This window comes from Pseudomonas sp. KH_021 (assembly GCF_057838865.1).
On sequence record NZ_CM174477.1, the window covers coordinates 4,598,362 to 4,616,199 of the forward strand.

13 protein-coding genes and 2 pseudogenes are annotated in these 17,838 nt (G+C 61.7%); 10 read left to right on the forward strand and 5 right to left on the reverse strand.

Translation table 11 applies throughout. The annotated features are described in order from the left end of the window. The first annotated feature begins 59 nt into the window (after positions 1-59). The 10 genes from AC3IX4_RS21195 (at position 60) to AC3IX4_RS21240 (ending at position 12,983) form a co-directional block, all read left to right on the forward strand. Complete coding sequence (locus AC3IX4_RS21195; protein ID WP_489257342.1) at positions 60-404, forward strand: hypothetical protein; 345 nt, start codon at positions 60-62, stop codon at positions 402-404. 250 nt (positions 405-654) lie between these two features. Continuing rightward, entirely contained in the window at positions 655-1,614 is a 960-nt protein-coding gene (locus AC3IX4_RS21200; protein WP_489257343.1) for an AAA family ATPase, read from the forward strand. 4 nt (positions 1,615-1,618) lie between these two features. Beyond that, positions 1,619-2,563, forward strand: coding sequence for a DUF58 domain-containing protein (locus AC3IX4_RS21205; protein ID WP_489257344.1), 945 nt, complete (start codon positions 1,619-1,621; stop codon positions 2,561-2,563). Next, a complete protein-coding gene (locus AC3IX4_RS21210) occupies positions 2,560-3,054 on the forward strand; it encodes a DUF4381 domain-containing protein (protein ID WP_489257345.1) in 495 nt (164 codons plus the stop codon). Before AC3IX4_RS21205 ends, AC3IX4_RS21210 begins: the two co-directional genes overlap by 4 nt. Continuing rightward, positions 3,047-4,123, forward strand: a complete 1,077-nt coding sequence (locus AC3IX4_RS21215; RefSeq protein ID WP_489257346.1) for a vWA domain-containing protein — start codon at positions 3,047-3,049, stop codon at positions 4,121-4,123. The genes AC3IX4_RS21210 and AC3IX4_RS21215 overlap by 8 nt, the downstream gene beginning before the upstream one ends. Then, a complete protein-coding gene (locus AC3IX4_RS21220) occupies positions 4,120-5,856 on the forward strand; it encodes a tetratricopeptide repeat protein (protein ID WP_489257347.1) in 1,737 nt (578 codons plus the stop codon). Before AC3IX4_RS21215 ends, AC3IX4_RS21220 begins: the two co-directional genes overlap by 4 nt. Then, on the forward strand, positions 5,853-7,478 hold the full coding sequence (locus tag AC3IX4_RS21225; RefSeq protein WP_489257348.1) for a BatD family protein: 1,626 nt from the start codon (positions 5,853-5,855) through the stop codon (positions 7,476-7,478). Before AC3IX4_RS21220 ends, AC3IX4_RS21225 begins: the two co-directional genes overlap by 4 nt. 44 nt (positions 7,479-7,522) lie before the next feature. After that, a complete protein-coding gene (locus tag AC3IX4_RS21230) occupies positions 7,523-8,761 on the forward strand; it encodes an exonuclease SbcCD subunit D C-terminal domain-containing protein (RefSeq protein WP_489257349.1) in 1,239 nt (412 codons plus the stop codon). After that, positions 8,758-12,402 (forward strand): AAA family ATPase, encoded by a 3,645-nt coding sequence (locus tag AC3IX4_RS21235; RefSeq protein ID WP_489257350.1) that lies wholly within the window; start codon positions 8,758-8,760, stop codon positions 12,400-12,402. The genes AC3IX4_RS21230 and AC3IX4_RS21235 overlap by 4 nt, the downstream gene beginning before the upstream one ends. Then, positions 12,399-12,983 carry a glutathione S-transferase gene (locus AC3IX4_RS21240; RefSeq protein ID WP_489257351.1) on the forward strand — a complete coding sequence of 195 codons (585 nt, stop codon included), beginning with the start codon at positions 12,399-12,401 and terminating at the stop codon, positions 12,981-12,983. Before AC3IX4_RS21235 ends, AC3IX4_RS21240 begins: the two co-directional genes overlap by 4 nt. A gap of 168 nt (positions 12,984-13,151) precedes the next feature. On the opposite strand, the pseudogene AC3IX4_RS21245 reads toward AC3IX4_RS21240, so the two are convergent. The 5 genes and pseudogenes from AC3IX4_RS21245 to AC3IX4_RS21265 all read right to left on the reverse strand — a co-directional run. Beyond that, a pseudogene (locus tag AC3IX4_RS21245) lies at positions 13,152-13,448 on the reverse strand (lactonase family protein); the annotation flags it as partial. Positions 13,449-13,463: 15 nt separating this feature from the next. Further along, positions 13,464-13,712: pseudogene (locus AC3IX4_RS21250) on the reverse strand (beta-propeller fold lactonase family protein); the annotation flags it as partial. Between the two features lie 24 nt (positions 13,713-13,736). Next, positions 13,737-14,036 (reverse strand): DUF5629 family protein, encoded by a 300-nt coding sequence (locus AC3IX4_RS21255; RefSeq protein ID WP_489257352.1) that lies wholly within the window; start codon positions 14,034-14,036, stop codon positions 13,737-13,739. A 140-nt stretch (positions 14,037-14,176) separates the two neighbouring features. Then, positions 14,177-16,576, reverse strand: coding sequence for an efflux RND transporter permease subunit (locus AC3IX4_RS21260; protein WP_489257353.1), 2,400 nt, complete (start codon positions 16,574-16,576; stop codon positions 14,177-14,179). Continuing rightward, positions 16,573-17,637: a WD40/YVTN/BNR-like repeat-containing protein gene (locus tag AC3IX4_RS21265; RefSeq protein ID WP_489257354.1), complete on the reverse strand. Its 1,065-nt coding sequence runs from the start codon at positions 17,635-17,637 to the stop codon at positions 16,573-16,575. Before AC3IX4_RS21265 ends, AC3IX4_RS21260 begins: the two co-directional genes overlap by 4 nt. Positions 17,638-17,838 lie beyond the last annotated feature (201 nt).

Genomic DNA, 17,838 nt, shown 5'->3' on the forward strand with positions numbered 1-17,838 from the left:
TCGTAGAAAAAGCCAAAGGGTGGCAGAATCGCCACCTGCCCCTCTTTCTGGACTGCACCATGCTCATCACGACCGATACCCTGCTCGCCACCCCTTGCGACGACGAAGAAGGCGATATGGCAACCGTCTGCTGCTTTGGCAGCGAAATGTTTACCCTGACCCGTGATCCGAAAGACGCCTGCGCCGTCATCACCCTGGGTGATGACGACGGGTTCGAGATCAAAGACTTCAAGGTCACCCTGGGCAACGAACGCCTACTGATCGAACTGGCCGCCGCCGACGCCATCAACGATGATGCCGTGGTGGAAATCAGCTTCGATGCCGGACTGGTCGACTTCCCCGAAGTCGAGCAAACCCTCAAGGCCATCGTCAAAGGCACAGGCACCTTCGTCAGCGAACGGTAATTCTCTTGGGGTGGGCTTGCCTGAACCCCAGGGTAGGAGCCAGCCTTGGCTGCGATGGCCACACCGCGGAATATCAGGCAGACCGCAGCGCCTGCATCGCGGGTAAATCGGAGCGCCGAACCGCCGGCTCCTACATGATTTTTCCTCTGTGCCATTGGTCGGCGCCCCCCCGGATGCATTAAAGTAACAGCCCCCGCCCGGGCGCTTTTTTTTGCGCTGTACCCCGGCCAATTTCCAGGAACACTCGACGATGGAACATCGTGAGGCGCTGATCGCGCTGCGTACCTTTCTTTCAACTCAGATTCTTGGCCAGGAAAAACTGGTCGAACGCTTGTTGATCGTACTTCTGGCCGATGGCCATATGCTGGTTGAAGGCGCGCCAGGCCTGGCCAAGACCAAAGCCATCAAGGAACTGGCCGAAGGCGTCGAAGCGCAGTTCCATCGTATTCAGTTCACCCCCGACCTACTGCCGGCCGATATCACCGGCACCGAAATCTATCGCCCGGAAACCGGCAGCTTCGTCTTCCAGCAAGGCCCGATCTTCCACAACCTGGTGCTGGCCGACGAAATCAACCGGGCGCCGGCCAAAGTCCAGTCGGCCCTGCTCGAAGCCATGGCCGAGCGCCAGGTCAGCGTCGGACGCTGCACTTACGAGTTGTCACCGCTGTTTCTGGTCATGGCCACGCAAAACCCGATCGAGCAGGAAGGCACCTACCCGTTACCCGAAGCCCAGCTGGACCGTTTCCTGATGCATGTGAAGATCGGTTTCCCGGACGCGGCCGTCGAACGGCGAATTCTCCAGCAGGCCCGCGGCGAAGCCTTGAATGGCGAAACCAAACCCGAGCGTCGGGTCAGCCAGCAGGCCATTTTTGCCGCCCGCAAGGAAATCCTCGGCCTGTACATGGCCGATGCCGTGGAGGAATACCTGGTCCAGTTGGTGATGGCGACCCGCACCCCGGGCAAATTCGACCCGGAAATGGCCGACTGGCTTGCCTATGGCGCCAGCCCACGGGGCTCTATCGCCCTGGACCGTTGCGCTCGAGCCCATGCCTGGCTGGCCGGACGCGACTTCGTCAGCCCCGAGGATATTCAGGCGGTGCTGTTCGACGTGCTACGCCACCGCATTATTCTTTCCTTCGAAGCCGAAGCGGCCGGAATCGACCAGGACCAAGTGATCCAGCGCATCCTCGACGTCGTGGCCGTAGCCTGAGCCTATGTCGACCTCCCCGCCCGCCGCCCCCGGTATTCGCGTCACGCTCGCCGAGCTGATCGAGATGCGCCACCACGTGCGCGAGGTGCAGCTGTTCTCCACGCCCGGCCAGCGCAGCCCGTTGATCGGCCTGCACCACTCAAAACTGCGTGGACGCGGGGTCGATTTCGATCAGGTGCGGGTCTATCAGGCAGGCGATGATGTGCGCAGCATTGACTGGCGCGTGACCGCGCGTACCCAGGAGCCCCATACCAAGCTGTTCCATGAAGAGCGCGAACGCCCGATATTTATCCTGGTAGAGCAAAGCCGAAGACTGTTCTTCGGCTCGGGACAGATGTTCAAGTCGGTACTCGCCGCCCAAGCCGCCAGCCTGATCGGCTGGGCCGCACTGGGCCACAATGACCGCATCGGCGGGCTGGTGTTTGGCGACAGCGAACACTACGAAATCAAGCCACGGCGCAGCAAGCATAGCCTGTTGCAGTTGCTCAACCGCCTGGTGCGGGTCAACCAAACGCTGCATACCGAAACCGTACCCGAGCGTGACGGCCTGAGCATGGCCCTGCGCCGGGCTCGGGAGGTGCTGCGCCCCGGCAGCCTGGCCATCGTGATTTGCGACGAGCGCGCCCTGACAGACGCCGCCGAGCAGCAGTTGTCCCTGCTTTCGCGTCATTGCGACTTGCTGCTGTTGCCGCTGTCCGACCCTTTGGACCATGCCCTGCCCGCTGCCGGGCTCTTGCGTTTCGCGCAATGCGACAAGCAACTGGAGCTCGACACCCTGGACACCCATCTGCGCCAGGCCTACCGCGCCCTGGGCGAAACACGGATCGCCCGCTGGGAATTGCTGGCGCAAAAGCTGCGGGTGTTGCTGATGCCCCTCAGCACGCAAACCGAAATGATCGAACAGTTGCGTGAATACCTGAACCCCCAACGCCCTGGAAAGCCGCGATGAGCAGCCTGGAACAACTGCAGCCGCTGATCTTGCCGGCGCCCGTCAGTTTCTGGCCGCTGGCGCCAGGCTGGTGGGCCCTTTTACTGCTGGTGCCACTGCTGGGCTGGAGTCTCTGGCTGGCCTGGCGCCGCTGGCAAGCCACGCGATCGCAACCTGCACCCGAACAACTGCTGGACCCCATGCGGGCAGAGGCACTGGCCGAACTCGCGCGCTTGCCCAAACCCTACGACGGCGCCCCGGCGGGGGCCTGGCTGCAGCAAATCAACGCCCTGCTCAAGCGCCTGTGCCGCAACCATTACCCCAACAGCCACAGCCATACACTCAATGGCCGGCAATGGCTGGCATTCCTGGACAATCGCTGCCCGGCCGCTGGCCTGACCCGCTGGATGGTGCTGGTCGAAGGCGCCTACAAACCGGAGTGCAAACTGGATGACAAGGCCATTGCCGGCCTGAGCCAGTCGATCGATACCTGGATTCGCAAACATGTTTGAGCTTGCCTGGGCGTGGATCTTCGCCCTGCTACCGTTGCCCTGGCTGATGCGCTGGGTGCTGCCAGTGGCCGACAGCGGTGAGCCGGCGCTAAAAATCAGTTTTCTCAATGAACTGGAAGCCCTGGCCGGTCGCAAGGCCCGCTTGAACCTGCCGACCTGGCGTCAACAGGCCCCATTCGTATTGATCTGGCTGTTGCTGCTGCTCGCCACCGCTCGCCCGCAATGGCTGGGTGAACCCTTGCCGGTGGCGGCCAGCGGACGTGACTTGCTGGTGGCTGTGGATGTGTCCGGTTCCATGGACTTCCCCGACATGCAGTGGGAGGACGAAGAGATCAGCCGCCTCGAATTGGTCAAAAAGCTGCTTGGCGATTTTTTGCAAGACCGTGAAGGCGACCGGGTGGGCCTCATTTTGTTTGGCAGCGCCGCCTATCTGCAAGCGCCCCTGACGTTCGACCGCCGCACCGTACGCACCTGGCTTGATGAGGCGCGGATCGGTATCGCCGGCAAGAACACTGCCATCGGTGATGCCATTGGCCTTGCGGTCAAGCGCCTGCGCCAGCGCCCGGCGCAGAGCCGCGTGTTGATCCTGATTACCGATGGTGCCAACAATGGCGGCGAAATCCACCCCTTGACCGCTGCCCGGCTGGCGGCCCACGAGAATATCCGCATCTACACCATCGGCATCGGCGCCGACCCGGACGCGCAGGGCGGCATTGGCCTGCTGGGCATGAACCCGAGCCTGGACCTGGACGAAGCCAGCCTCAAGGAAATCGCCAAGTTGACCGGTGGGGGCTATTTTCGAGCCCGCGATGGCAAGGAACTCGCCGCAATCGGCAAGACCCTCGACCAACTGGAACCGGTCGCCCAGCAGCCGACCCAGGCGCGCCCGGCCCAAGCGCTGTATCACTGGCCCCTGACGGCCGCGCTGCTGGTCAGCGTCTTGCTGGTGATTCGCGAACGCTGGCCGAACAACCCCTTGCAGCGTCTGCTGCATCGCCCACATTTTCTCCAGCCCCACCCCGAATGGCGTGAGCGCCTGCGCCGGCTGCGTTTGCGGAGGCGGCGATGATCGAACTCTGGCCTCATTGGCAACGCCCCCTCGCCCTGCTGTTGCTGCCGTTGTTTAGTTGGCTGCTGTGGAAGCTCTGGCACAAGCAAAAGCGCGCAGGTCGCTGGCAGATGATCCTGCCCAGTGCCTTTCATTCGGTGCTGCTCAGTGGCGGAAACGGTCGCGAAAGCAAACTGCCATGGGTCGCCCTGGGCCTCGCCTGGCTCCTGGCACTGCTAGCCTTGCTCGGCCCCAGTTGGCAGCGTGTGGAACAATCCAGCCAGCGGCCGGCCGACCCCTTGGTGGTGGTGCTGGAGCTGACCCCGCAAATGCTCGCCCCCGACCTTGCCCCCACTCGCCTGGAGCAGGCCCGACGCAAGCTGCTGGACCTGCTGGCGCGGCGCAATGACGCGCAAACCGCCATCATCGTCTATGCCGGCAGCGCTCACACGCTGGTCCCTCTTTCTGACGACCTGGCCACCAGCGGCAATCTGCTTGAAGCCCTCAAGCCCTCGATCATGCCCCAGCCAGGCCATCGCGCCGATCTGGCCGCCAGCAAAGCCTTGGCCTTGCTGACCCAGGGCGCGTTGGGCCAGGGCCGGATCCTCTGGGTGGGCTCTTCGCTCAGCGAGCAAGAGCGCCAAGGTATCCGCCAGGTGCTGGGCAGCCAAGGGCCGGAATGGCTGATGCTGGGTGTCGGTACGGCTCAAGGGGCGCCGGTCACCCGCGAAACGGGTGAATTTATCAAGGACGACCAAGGCGCGATCCTGCTGCCAAAGCTCGACAGCGCCAGCCTCAAGGCTTTCGCCAATGAACTGGACGGTCGCTATCGCCAGATTCGTCTCGATGACCTGGACCTGCGCAACCTCGGCCTGCTGGCCGGGCCGCAAAGCGTGCGCAGTGACGGTCAAACACTGCAGCTCGATGCCTGGGCCGACCAAGGCTACTGGCTGCTATTGCCACTCTTGCTGCTGGCCGCCTGCGCCGGGCGTCGTGGATGGCTGTTTTGCCTGCCGTTGCTACTGTGCCTACCCCAGCCAAGCCAGGCTTTCGAGCTGAATGACCTGTGGCTGCGCCCAGATCAACAAGGTCAACATTGGCTAGCCAAAGGCCAGCCAGGCGAAGCGGCAAAGCACTTTATCGACCCGCAATGGAAAGGCGTGGCGCTATACGAGGCCGGCGATTATGCCGCCGCTGCCAAGCAATTTGCAGAAAGTAACGACGCCAGCGCCCACTACAATCGTGGCAATGCACTGGCCCGCAGCGGTGAGCTGGAAGCCGCCCTGGACGCCTACGAACAAGCACTGGATCGCCAACCGGAGCTTGCTTTGGCGGCGGCCAACAAGGCGCTGGTTGAACAGCTCCTGGAGCAGCAGCGCCAGGCGGCCAAGGCTGAACAGGAAGCTGCCGAAAGCAAAAGCAAGGAACAACAGGCACTGGATAACCAGAGTGACGACAGTGCCGCCGATGCCCAACCTTCGACTTCGAGCAGCGAACAGAAAAGCGGGCAAGCCGACGAAGACGCCAACGCCCAACAGCAAACCCGGCAGGCTGAAGAGGCTGATAGCAGCGAGCAGTCGCCGGATGATGAACAGAACACCCGGCCACCCACCCGTCCGGTCGACAATTCGCTCGTTGGTGAACAGCGCCAGGCCCTCGAACAGTGGCTCAGACAAATCCCGGACAACCCGTCGGAGCTGCTGCGGCGCAAATTCTGGTACGAACAGCAACAGCGTCAGGAAACCACTCGATGAGTCGCTTTAGCGTCTTCTTTTTCAGCGTCATGCTTTGTCTGCCCCTGCTGGCCGCCGAGCTGAGCACCAGCGTTGACCGCACCCGGCTGAACTCCGGCGAAACCGTTGAGCTGATCCTCGAAACCCAGGATGTCACCCAGTTCGGCAAGCCCGACCTCGCCCCCCTGGAGAGCGCCTTCGAGGTTCAGGGCACCCGCCAGGTCAACCGCTTGACCACTCTGGATGGCCAGACCGAAGCCACCACGCGCTGGATCATCACCTTGTTGCCGCGCCAGAGCGGTACGGTGGAGATTCCCGCCCTGCACCTGGGCGAACACGTCAGCCAGCCGATTACCCTGCAAGTGATGCAGAGCGAGCAGCTACCCGCCAAAGACCTTGCGCCCGTGTTCATCGAGACCAGCCTGGACACCGACAGTGTCTACGTCCAGGCCCAGGCGGTGCTGACCGTGCGTATCTATCATTCTGTGTCACTGTATGACGACAGCAGCCTGACCCCGTTGCAGATAGCCGATGCCCGCATCGATCAGTTGGGCGAGTCACGCACCTATGAAAAGTTGATCAACGGTGTGCGCCATGGCGTGATCGAGATGCGCTACGCAATCTACCCTCAGCACAGCGGCCAGTTGATCATCCCGGCTCAAGTATTCACCGCCACCAGCGCTGCGACTGGCACTGACCAGGATCCAACAGCGTCCAAGCCCAGCAAACAGGTGCAGGTCACATCGGCGGAGCTTCCACTGACAGTCAAGCCCAAGCCTGCCACTTACCCCGCAGACATTCCGTGGCTGCCGGCGCACAGCCTGATCCTTGGCGAAAGCTGGAGCCCAGAGCCAGGCCAGGATCAGGTCGGCGACTCGCTGACCCGCAGCCTCAGCCTGAAAGCCGAAGGGCTTTCCAGCGCCCAGTTGCCGCCGTTGCCACTGACCGATATCAATGGCGTGCGCCGTTACCCCGACCAACCCCGCTTGAGCAACCAGGCCGATGAACGCGGTTTGGTTGGCAGCCGCGAAGAACGCGAGGCCCTGGTACCCACCCGCAGCGGCAGTATCGAGGTCCCCGTAGTCGATGTGGTGTGGTGGAACACCTTTGAGGATCACCTGGAACACAGCACCCTGCCCGCCCGCACCTTGCATATCCAGGACAATCCCGGCCTGACCCAGCCCGCGGGCGGCAGCGACAATGCCCGCGGTATCAGCCAGGTCGAACTGCGTGTCTGGCAATTGATCAGCCTGCTGCTGGCCTGTACCACGGCGCTGGGTTTTGGCCTGTGGTGGCGTGCTCGTCGCCAACCGGCGATCCAGCGGGCCGCGCAAGCCGGGCCAAGCCCGCGCACCTTGCTCGATGACATCAAGCGTGCCTGCCAGGCCAACGACCCACAGGCTACTCGCCAGGCCCTGGATGCCTGGGCTCGCCTACAGCCGCAGACCCTGGCCGACATGGCGGCACGCTTCGTGCCGCTGTCCGATGCCCTGGACAACCTCAACGGCGCGCTGTACAGCGAAGCCGGGCAGTACTGGCAAGGCGAGGAGCTGTGGCGCGCCATCGGCATGATCCCGGTCACCGAAAGCGAAGCGCCGACCCACAGCGACAGCAACAGCCTGCCGCCGCTCTACCCCAAATAATCCGACGCGCAGCCCATGCTGCGCGCCCCTTGTGCGGAATTTCTATGCGTCTGTTTCATACCTCCGACTGGCACCTGGGACAAAGCCTGCATGGCCAGGAGCGAGACTTCGAACATGCCTGCTTTCTGGATTGGCTGCTGGGCCAACTCGCCGCTCGCCACCCGGATGTCCTGCTGATCGCCGGCGATATCTTTGACACGGTCAACCCACCGGTCAAAGCCCAGGAACGGCTCTATGAGTTCATCGTGGACGCCCACGAACAGCAGCCCACCCTGACCATTGTCATGATCGCCGGCAACCATGACTCGGGGTCGCGCATAGAATTGCCGGCCGCGTTGATGCGCCGTTTACGCGCCCATGCCCTGGGCCGTGTGCTATGGCTCGATGACGGCCAACTGGACGCCGAGCGGCTGTTGATCCCCCTGCCCGATGCTCAGGGGCAGATCGGAGCCTGGTGCCTGGCCCTGCCGTTTCTGCGCCCGGCTGAAGTGACCGGCGTGACACCTGGCGAAGACTATCTGCGGGGAATCGGCAAGGTCCATGAACTGCTGATCGAAGCGGCGTGTGCCAAGCGTCAACCCGGCCAAGCCCTGATTGCGGTCAGCCATGCCCATATGGCCGGTGGCACGGTATCGGAAGACTCCGAACGCAGCCTGATCATCGGCAGTGCCGAGGCATTGCCGGCCAGCCTGTTCGGGCCCGCCATCAGCTACGTCGCCCTCGGTCATTTGCACAAGCCGCAGAAGGTCAATGGTGAGGAACGAATCCGCTATTGCGGCTCGCCCATCCCGCTGTCATTTTCGGAAATCGATTACCCGCATCAGGTCCTCGAAGTCACCTGCGAGGGCGAACAACTGGTCAGCGTCGAGCCCCTGCGCATTCCCCGAGCCGTTGAACTGATGCGCCTGGGCCCCGCCGCGCTGGACGACATCCTCGTGCAACTGGCCGACTTGCCAGAGATTGACCTGCTCAACGACCCGGCACGCCAGCCTTGGCTGGAAATTCGGGTTCGGCTCGATGAACCACAACCCGACCTGCGCCAACAACTGGAAACCGCCCTGCAGGGCAAGGCCGTGCGCCTGGTACGCATCGGTGCTGAATATGCCGGGCGCAACAGCGCGGGCCTTGAGGAGCCATCCTTGATCGAACTGGATCGACTGACCCCGCAGGAGTTGCTCAGCCGTATCTGGCAAGACAGTTTTGGCACCGAGGTCGACGCCCAGACCCTGGATGATTTCGCCCACCTCCTGCAACAGGTGCAGCTGGAAGGGGAACAACCATGAAAATCCTTGCCATCCGCCTGAAAAACCTCGCGTCGCTGGCCGGGCCCTTCGAGCTGGACTTTACCGCCGAGCCCTTGGCCAGCGCTGGCCTGTTCGCCATCACTGGCCCGACAGGGGCCGGCAAAAGCACGCTGCTCGATGCCCTGTGCCTGGCCCTGTTTGGCGCCGTGCCACGCCTTAACAACACCGGGCGAGATGCCAAGGTCCCCGATGCCGACGGCGAAATTGCCAGCGGTGACCCCCGCACCCTGCTGCGCCGAGGCGCTGGCGCAGGGTTCGCCGAGGTGGACTTCATCGGCATCGACGGGCGCCGCTACCGCGCTCGCTGGGAAGCCAATCGCGCCCGCGACAAGGCCGGTGGCAAGCTGCAGGCCAGCCGCCAGAGCCTGCGCGACCTGGACAGCGAACAATTGCTGGCCAGCCAGAAGGGCGAATACAAAACCCTGCTCGAAGCGCGCCTGGGCCTGAACTTTGAACAGTTCACCCGCGCCGTGATGTTGGCCCAAAGCGAATTCAGCGCCTTCCTCAAGGCGGACGACAACGAACGCAGTGAACTGCTCGAAAAACTCACCGATACCGCCCTCTACACCCGCCTTGGCAAGCGCGCCTTCGAACAGGCCCGCGATGCCCGTGATGCCTTGCGCCAACTGCAAGAACAAGCCGGTGGCGTGGCCCCGCTAGAGGCAGAGGCACGCCAGGCACTGGACGTTCGCTTGAGTCAGGCGCGCGATCATTTGCAGACTGAACAAACCCAATTGCGCTCATTTGAACAACAGCGCCAATGGATGAACGAACAAGCACGCCTGGACGCTGAGCAACACACTGCCGAGCAACAACTCCAGGCGCTGCGCCAGTCATTCGAGGCGCAAGCTCAATCTCGCAGCGACCTGACTCAATTGGAGCAACTGGCTCCCCAGCGCCATCTGTTCGTGCGCAGCACGGAGTTGCACGCCAGCCTTGATCGTCTAGCCGAGCAACTGAGCCTTCATGCCTCCCGACAGGCCGCACTCCAGGACCGTCAGCAGGCACTGCAGAGCAGCCAGAAAAGCGCTCATAACGCCCTGACTCAAGCCTCGCAGGCACAAACTGATGCGGCACCGAACCTGCGCCAGGCATTCGAGGCCCAAGGTAGCCTGGCTCACCTGAACCAGCAAAAACAGCAACTCGATGCCCCGCGCCAGGCCGCCGAACAGGCGTTCAGCGAAGGCTTGGCCAACCTGCAAGCCCTGCAGGATCGCCAGCAACGCAGCGAACAACACCTGCAGCAGATCACCGCTGAACTTACACAGAGCGCCGATTTGGCGCCTTTGGCCGACGCCTGGAACGTGCATCGCCCACGGCTGCAACACATCGTCCAGCTCAGCGCTCGCCTGAGCCAGGGCCGCGCCGAATTGCCAGCGCTGGAACAGCGTGCCAGCAGCGCTGAACAGCACCGGCAGGCCCGTAACCTGCAACTGACTGAGCTGTTGACCGAAGCCGGATGCAGCGCTGACGAGCTGGGTGAGCGTGTGCAATCGCTCAACGGTCAATTGCAAGCGCAGCGTCAACATCAGCGAGGCCTTGAGGAATTGGAGCGGCTATGGAGCCGCCGCCTGGAACAGGACCTGCGCCTACAGGCAATGCGCCAAACACTCCAGCATTTGGTAGAACAGCGGGAAGCGCGGACCCGTGAAGGCCTGGAGCTCAAGACTCGGCAACAAGCCGCCGAGCAGAACCTGAACCTGACCCTGGCGCTGCTCGAACGCCAGCGACTGGCCCGCAGTGCCAGCGTCGAGGCGTTGCGTGGGCAGTTGCAACCCGAACAGCCCTGCCCCGTTTGTGGCAGCCCGGACCACCCCTGGCATCAGCCTGAAGCTTTGCTACAGGCCCTGGGCGATCACGACAGCCGTGAAGAGGCCCAGGCGCGCCAGGCGCTGGAGCAACTGAACACGCGCCTGACCGAATTGCGTATTGAGGTCGCTGGGTTCATCGACCAGTACAAGCAACTCAAGGCCCAGGAAGAACCCCTTCTGGCCCAGCAGATCGCACTGATTACCCAATTAGAGTCTCACCCCCGCCATGGGCAGTTGCTGGAACACGCCGAAGATCAGCGAGCGGGCTGGTTGAGTGGGCAGCTCACGCACCTGAACAGCAACGTCAGTCAGGCCGAGCAACAGCAAAGTCGCCTGCTGGCCCTACAACAACAAGCCGCGCAGCAGCAGCAACAACTGCAACAGGCGCAACAGGCAAGCCAGGCCGCTGCCCAGCAACTCAACGAACAACAGCGGGGTTTGCAGGCCGACGGCCAGCGCCTGGACGAAGAGCTGGCAGCCTATGCCGAACGGCTGCCCGAGACGATGATCGAACGTCTGCGCCGAGACGCCACGGCAGCGTTTATGGAGCTGGACCAGCGCCTGATGGCACGCCTGACCCAGCTTCAGCAACGGGATGAGGAACAGCAAGAGGTCACCGCGCGCCAGCAGACCATCGCGTTGCAGCAACAGCAACAACAGAGTCGGGAACAACAACGCACGGCACTGCAACAACGCGCCAGCGTACTGGATGAACAACTGCAGGCTTGCCGGGAGCACCTGCATGGGCTGCTCGGCACACATGCCCAGGCCGAGCACTGGCAACAACAACTGGAACACGCTGTCGTTCAGGCTCGCCAGGCCGAAGCAGAGGCCAGCCAGGCGCTGCAAGCGGTCAACGGCGAATTGATTCAGAGCTTGGGTGAGAGCAAGGCCCTGACCCAGCGCCAGGTCGATGACAGTGCTGCGCTGGATGGCCTGCACAGCGCCGTCGCGCAGTGGCGCACCCAGCACCCAAGCCTTGACGATGCACAATTACAAGCCTTGCTCGCCTACAGCGAAGCGCAAGTAGTCGCCCTGCGCCAGCAAGTCCTGGGCAGCGAAAAAGCGCTGGAGCAAGCCAGTATTCGCCTCCAGGAGCGCACCGCCCACCTGCAACAACATCAGGCCCAGCACCCGATCCCGCTGAGCGACGAGGAACTGGCCCACGCCCTGCAGGCTTCCCAACTGCGCTGCAGCACCCAGGAGCAAGTGTGTGCCGAACTGCGCGCCGAACAGGTCGAAGACCAACGCCGGCTGGCGGCCAGCGAACATTTACAGGCCCGCATCAAAGACGCCGAAACCCTGTACCAGCGCCATGCTCGCCTGTCGGCGCTGATCGGCTCAGCCGAGGGCGACAAGTTTCGCAAGATCGCCCAGGCCTACAACCTCGATATCCTGGTGCATCACGCCAACGCGCAACTGCGCCAGTTGGTGAGGCGCTATCGCCTCAAGCGTGGCGGCAGCATGCTCGGCCTGCTGGTGCTCGACACGGAGATGGGCGACGAACTGCGCTCGGTGCATTCCTTGTCGGGGGGTGAGACCTTTCTGGTTTCGCTGGCCTTGGCGCTGGGCCTGGCCTCCATGGCATCAAGCACCTTGAAAATCGAATCGCTGTTTATCGACGAAGGCTTCGGCAGCCTCGACCCTGAATCCCTGCAACTGGCCATGGATGCACTCGACGGCCTGCAGGCTCAGGGGCGTAAGGTGGCGGTGATCTCCCACGTGCAAGAGATGCACGAACGTATACCCGTGCAGATCCAGGTTCGCCGCCAGGGCAATGGCTTGAGCACATTGGAGGTCAATGGATGATTCTGTATTCCTTCCGCCGCTGCCCCTACGCCATGCGTGCCAGAATGGCCCTGTGCTACGCCCAGGTGGCCGTGTTCATCGAGGAAGTGAGTCTTAAAGCCAAGCCTGCGCGCATGCTGGAGCTATCGGGCAAGGGCACTGTCCCCGTGCTTGACCTGGGCACTCGGGTCATCGATGAGAGTCTTGAGATCATGCGCTGGGCGCTCACCCAGAATGACCCAGAGAATTGGCGGTTCAACGAGGGCAGTGAAGCCATGGAGGCCTTGATTGCGCACAACGATCAAGTCTTCAAGCGGCAGCTGGATCACTACAAGTATGCCGATCGTTACCCTGAGCATTCACAGGATCATTATCGCGAGCAGGGGTGCGAGTTCTTGCAACAGCTGGAGGATCGCCTACAGGTGCATCCGTTCCTGTTCACCGATCATGCGTGCCTGGCGGATGTGGCCATCATGCCGTTCATTCGCCAGTTCGCGGCGGTAGAGCCTGAGTGGTTCGCCCAGGCGCCCTATCCGAATCTGCGCGTGTGGCTCAAGGGATACCTGGAGTCAGCCTTGTTCAAGGCCATCATGGCGCGGTGAACTCGAAAGATTCACGGGCCTGTAGCCGCTGCCGAAGGCTGCGATGCGGCCCGTCAGGGGCGCCTATGCGGTTTTAAGATCTCGCGCCCGCTTCGCGGTCGATCGCAGCCTATCGGCAGCGGCTACAGCGATCGCAGCCTGACGGCAGCGGCTACACAATCTCTTGTTTCAGCGTGAAGGGAGAAACTCCAGGTCCGACGGCGAATCGATCGAGAGTTTCTGCACGGTCTTGCCCAGCATGCCGGTCTTGGGGTCACGCCCCAGCACCACGATCTGATTGCTCTTCTGGTTGGCAATCAGCACGAATTTGCCACTGGGGTCGAGGCTGAATTCCCGTGGATGATCACCTTCGACACTGCGGCGCTGCACCGGCTTGAGCATTCCGGTTTTCGAATCGATGGCATAGACCAGCAACTCATTGGCCGTGCCGCGGTTACTGACGTACAGAAAGCGCCCATCAGGCGATACATCGCGCGACAGCGTCAACCATGACGGGTTGGCGCTTTTCACCACTTGCAGCGGCTGCTTGGCAATCTGGCCGGTCCGGGTATCGAAGCGGTATCGGTAGATGCCCTCGCTACTGCCCTGAGTGTAGGTCCCCACCAGGAGGTCGTGGGTGGGGGCCGCATCGACCTCCTCAGACACCAGCCCCAGTACGCCGGCAATCAGAATGGGCAGGAAAACTCTTTTCATTGTGGGTTCCTCGCGGTCCTTACGGCAGACAGCCATTACGCGAGGACATTCAGGCGTGAGTCAGGCGGGCTCATCTTCCCTTTCATCATCCTCGCTGGCAGAAAAGGCACTCAAGCAGACTAGACGATGCTCGCCGGCATCACCTTTAATCAGCCAAACCTGGGAAGTGCTATCCAGACGAGCAGCCTCGATTTGTTCCATTGTGAAGCTCCAGCGCTTGAGGGCACGGCCGTCCATGCACTCGATCTTCACGCCCGAAGCAGGGTCGAAATTGAATTCAAAGGCGTGCAGATCGTCGATCAGCAGCATGCAATCTTCAGCTTGCAGGAGCTGGGGGAGCGTGGGGGTGGTCATGAGCAACTTCGCCTAGATGAAAGTCGCTCATGATAGGCCAAACACCTCCCAGCCGCGAACGGTCATGCAGGAGCCCGGCTTGCCGGCGATAGGGCCATCGCGGGCAAGCCGGAATACCGGACCACCGTTCCCACAGGGGGACAACATCAGTGGGCGAAGACCGACCCGCCTTGCTTGGCAACCATTTTTTCCGGCTTGATCAGGAATCGCGCCAGTGCTGGCAGCAGCCACAGTGCTCCGAACATGTTCCACAGCAACATGAAAGTCAGCATCAGGCCCATGTCCGCCTGGAACTTGATCGCCGAGAAGATCCAGGTAGCAACGCCGATGGCCAGGCACAGGCCAGTAAACAGCACTGCCTTACCGGTGGATTTGAGCGTCTGGTAATAGGCTTCCTGCAACGGCATGCCCGCGCGCAGGAAACTCTCCAGGCGGCTGTAGATGTAGATGCCGTAATCAACACCAATGCCCACGCCCAGCGCCACCACCGGCAAGGTCGCAACCTTCACGCCAATGCCCATGAACGCCATCAGCGCGTTACCGAGCACCGACGTCAACACCAACGGCAGGACAATACAGAGGGTGGCCGCCACCGAACGGAAGGTGATCATGCACATGGCAGCCACGCAGAGGTAGACCAGAATCAGGATGGTCAGCTCCGACTCCTTGATCACTTCGTTGGTGGCGGCTTCGATGCCGGCGTTACCCGCAGCGAGCAGGAACTGCATACCGTCGGTGTTGTGTTCATCGGCGAAAACCTGCACAGCCTTGACCGCACGATCGAGGGTTTCAGCCTTGTGATCGTTGAGGAAGATCAGCACGGGTGCCAGCGAGCAATCGCTGTTATAGAGGCCATCGGCGCGGGAAATGGAGTTGTTGAGCACGTCCTGGTTGCGCGACAGGGTTTCCCATTTCAAGTTGCCCTCGTTCATGCCCTTGATGACTTGCTTGGAGACCGACACGAGGGAAATCGCCGACTGAACCCCCGGGGTGTTTTCCATCTTCCACATCAACTCATCGATCGGCGCCAGGGTGCTATAGACCGAGCAGCCTTCGGCGGCTGTCTTGACCATGACCACCAGGACATCGGAGCTGGTCGAGTAGTTGTTGATGATGAACTGGTTGTCCTGGTTGTAGCGCGAGTCAGGACGCAGTTCCGGGGCACCCTGGTCGAGGTCGCCGATCTTCAGGTTCTGGCTGTACCAGAGGCCGCCGCCGAAGGCCAGCACCGCCAGCGCGACGGACACCGGCGCTACCCGGGGGCTGGCGAAATTGGACAACAGGCGCCAGAACGGATGCTCGCGGTTAGCATCATGCTTGCTGCGCGCCACCGCTTTCTTGCTGATGCCGACGTATGAGATTGCCACTGGCAGCAGGATCAGGTTGGTAAACACGATCACCGCCACGCCGATCGAGGCGCCGATGGCCAGTTCGCGAATCACGCCGATATCGATGATCAGCAGCGTGATAAAGCCCACCGCATCGGCAAGGATCGCGATCATGCCTGGCAGGAACAACTGCCGGAACGTCCGCCGCGCCGCCGTAAGCGCATTCTCGGCCTCGCTGGACTGCAGGGCGATGCCGTTGATCTTCTGCACCCCGTGGGAGATACCGATGGCAAAGATCAGAAACGGCACCAACATCGAGTACGGATCAAGGCCAAAGCCAACCGCATGCATCAGCCCCAGTTGCCAGACCACCGCCACCAGCGTTGTGATCAGCACGGCGATGGTGCTGCGAATGCACCAGGTAAACCAGTACAGCAGCACCAGGGTGATGAGGAGTGCTATACCGAAAAACATTACCACCATGATCAACCCATCGATCAGGTCGCCGACTTTCTTGGCGAAGCCGATGATGTGAATCTTCACATCCGGGTTCTGGGCTTGGTATTTTTCGCGGATCTTCTCCTCTAACTGGTGAGAGAACTGCTGGTAATCGATCTTGATCAATTTGCCTTGGTCGCTAGGGTCCGGATAGGACTCCAGCAACGGGACATCGATGATGCTCGACTTGAAATCGTTGGCGACCAACTGCCCCACCTGACCGGACTTGAGCACATTGTTGCGCAGGTCATCGAGGCTGTCGGGCGAGCCGTTATAGCTCTGAGGAATCACCTCGCCACCGGCAAAGCCTTCTTCAGTCACCTCGGTCCAGCGCACGCTGGGGCTCCAGAGTGACTTGAGGCCGGAACGGTCGACACCGGGAATGTAGAACACCTCGTCGTGAATCTGACGCAGGGTTTCCATGTAGGACTTACTGAAGATATCGCCGTCCTTGGCCTCCACCGAGATGCGCACGGTGTTGCCCAGGTTGGCGAGGTCGTTGCGGTGTTCGAGCATCTTCTCGATGAAGGGATGCTCAAGCGGGATCATTTTTTCAAAACTGGTAGACGGGCGGATCAGCGTGGCCTGGTAGAACAAGAAAGCGCTGACCAGCAAGCAGATAAAGATCACTGCAGGGCGATTATTGAAGATCAGGCGCTCGAGCAGCGTCGCCTTTTCCTGCTGGGGGGTACTCATGTGGATGTTCTCTCGACTCGTCATGGCTGGACCCTCTGCGCCCCGGTCGAGGTCGCAAGGCGAACGCCTCCTTGTCCGACCAGAACCAGTTCACCATCGGGTTGCGCGGTCACTGCCGCCAGGGCAACGCGATCCGGGCGATTGAACACGCTGAAGCTGCGACCATCATCGGTACTGCGCAGCACGCTGCCGCCGTTGCCAACCAGCACCAATACTCCGTCCTTGAACAGCGTTGCGCTGGACAGGCCAAACTCGAGCGGGGCGCGAGCAGCCTTGAGCGGGATATTTTCCCAGGTTGAGCCGAAATCGGTGGAACGGAACAGATTGCCGCGCAAGCCATAGACCAGCAACGTCGACGGCCGCGCCGTACCGGTCACGCCAAACAGCGAGCCCTGGTAAGGCCCTTCAAGGCGTTCCCACGTCTGCCCCCAGTCAGCCGAGCGGAACATGCTGCCTTGCTCACCCACAATGAACAGGCCGGCATCCTTGACTGGCGCAATGGCGTTGAAATGGAGTTGGTCTTCATTGTCGAGCCGGTCGCTGACGTCCTTCCAGTGCTGGCCGCCATCTCGGGTTTCGAGCAAGGCGCCATAGGCACCGACAGCAAAGCCTGTCTGGCGATCCTTGAACCAGACATCAAGCAAGGGCGCTTCACGCTTCAAGTCTTCGTGCTGCTGGGTCCAGGTGGCGCCACTATCGGCAGTGGAAAGAATTTGCGCATCGTGCCCGACGGCCCAGCCATTCTGTTCATCGACAAAGTACACCGCCGTCAGCAATTGCCGGCTGGGCACCTTGGCCTGGGTCCAGTTCTGGCCCTGATCGTCGGAATAGAGAATATGCCCGCGGTCACCGACCGCGACCAGCCGGTTGCCGGCGTAGGCGATATCCAGGAGCAGCCCGCGTGATGCCTTGGCTGATTCAGTGGAATAGACGGTGATGGAATCGGTACTGGCGACTGCCGAAAGCGGCAGGCTTGTCCCTATCAACACGGCACACAACGAAAGCGCCACATTCAGCCCAGCGTTGGTGCGCCCTGCCTTGATCCCGGCACCTGCAGCGGCGCCCGGAATGACCGGCTCACTCATAGACCTGCCCCTCGATTATTGTTATTCGGGATGCTTGGCGGTCGACTGACGTGCCTGAAACTGGCTGTCTAGAAGGCCGCGACTGTGTGGGCCATCCTATCGAGCAATGGAAACGGGTGACAATCAACATGACGTTATCTTTTGTTAAGCGCCAAGGCGGTAAACACCGCCCGGCCAGGAAGGGTTGATGGGGCCGGGCGT

Excerpts from the sequence above, each read along its gene's own strand:
- AC3IX4_RS21195 (WP_489257342.1), top strand. The coding sequence starts at position 60 with ATGCTCATCACGACCGATACCCTGCTCGCCACCCCTTGCGACGACGAA.
- AC3IX4_RS21200 (WP_489257343.1), top strand. The coding sequence starts at position 655 with ATGGAACATCGTGAGGCGCTGATCGCGCTGCGTACCTTTCTTTCAACT.
- AC3IX4_RS21205 (WP_489257344.1), top strand. The coding sequence starts at position 1,619 with ATGTCGACCTCCCCGCCCGCCGCCCCCGGTATTCGCGTCACGCTCGCC.
- AC3IX4_RS21210 (WP_489257345.1), top strand. The coding sequence starts at position 2,560 with ATGAGCAGCCTGGAACAACTGCAGCCGCTGATCTTGCCGGCGCCCGTC.
- AC3IX4_RS21215 (WP_489257346.1), top strand. The coding sequence starts at position 3,047 with ATGTTTGAGCTTGCCTGGGCGTGGATCTTCGCCCTGCTACCGTTGCCC.
- AC3IX4_RS21220 (WP_489257347.1), top strand. The coding sequence starts at position 4,120 with ATGATCGAACTCTGGCCTCATTGGCAACGCCCCCTCGCCCTGCTGTTG.
- AC3IX4_RS21225 (WP_489257348.1), top strand. The coding sequence starts at position 5,853 with ATGAGTCGCTTTAGCGTCTTCTTTTTCAGCGTCATGCTTTGTCTGCCC.
- AC3IX4_RS21230 (WP_489257349.1), top strand. The coding sequence starts at position 7,523 with ATGCGTCTGTTTCATACCTCCGACTGGCACCTGGGACAAAGCCTGCAT.
- AC3IX4_RS21235 (WP_489257350.1), top strand. The coding sequence starts at position 8,758 with ATGAAAATCCTTGCCATCCGCCTGAAAAACCTCGCGTCGCTGGCCGGG.
- AC3IX4_RS21240 (WP_489257351.1), top strand. The coding sequence starts at position 12,399 with ATGATTCTGTATTCCTTCCGCCGCTGCCCCTACGCCATGCGTGCCAGA.
- AC3IX4_RS21260 (WP_489257353.1), bottom strand. The coding sequence starts at position 16,576 with ATGACGAGTCGAGAGAACATCCACATGAGTACCCCCCAGCAGGAAAAG.
- AC3IX4_RS21265 (WP_489257354.1), bottom strand. The coding sequence starts at position 17,637 with ATGAGTGAGCCGGTCATTCCGGGCGCCGCTGCAGGTGCCGGGATCAAG.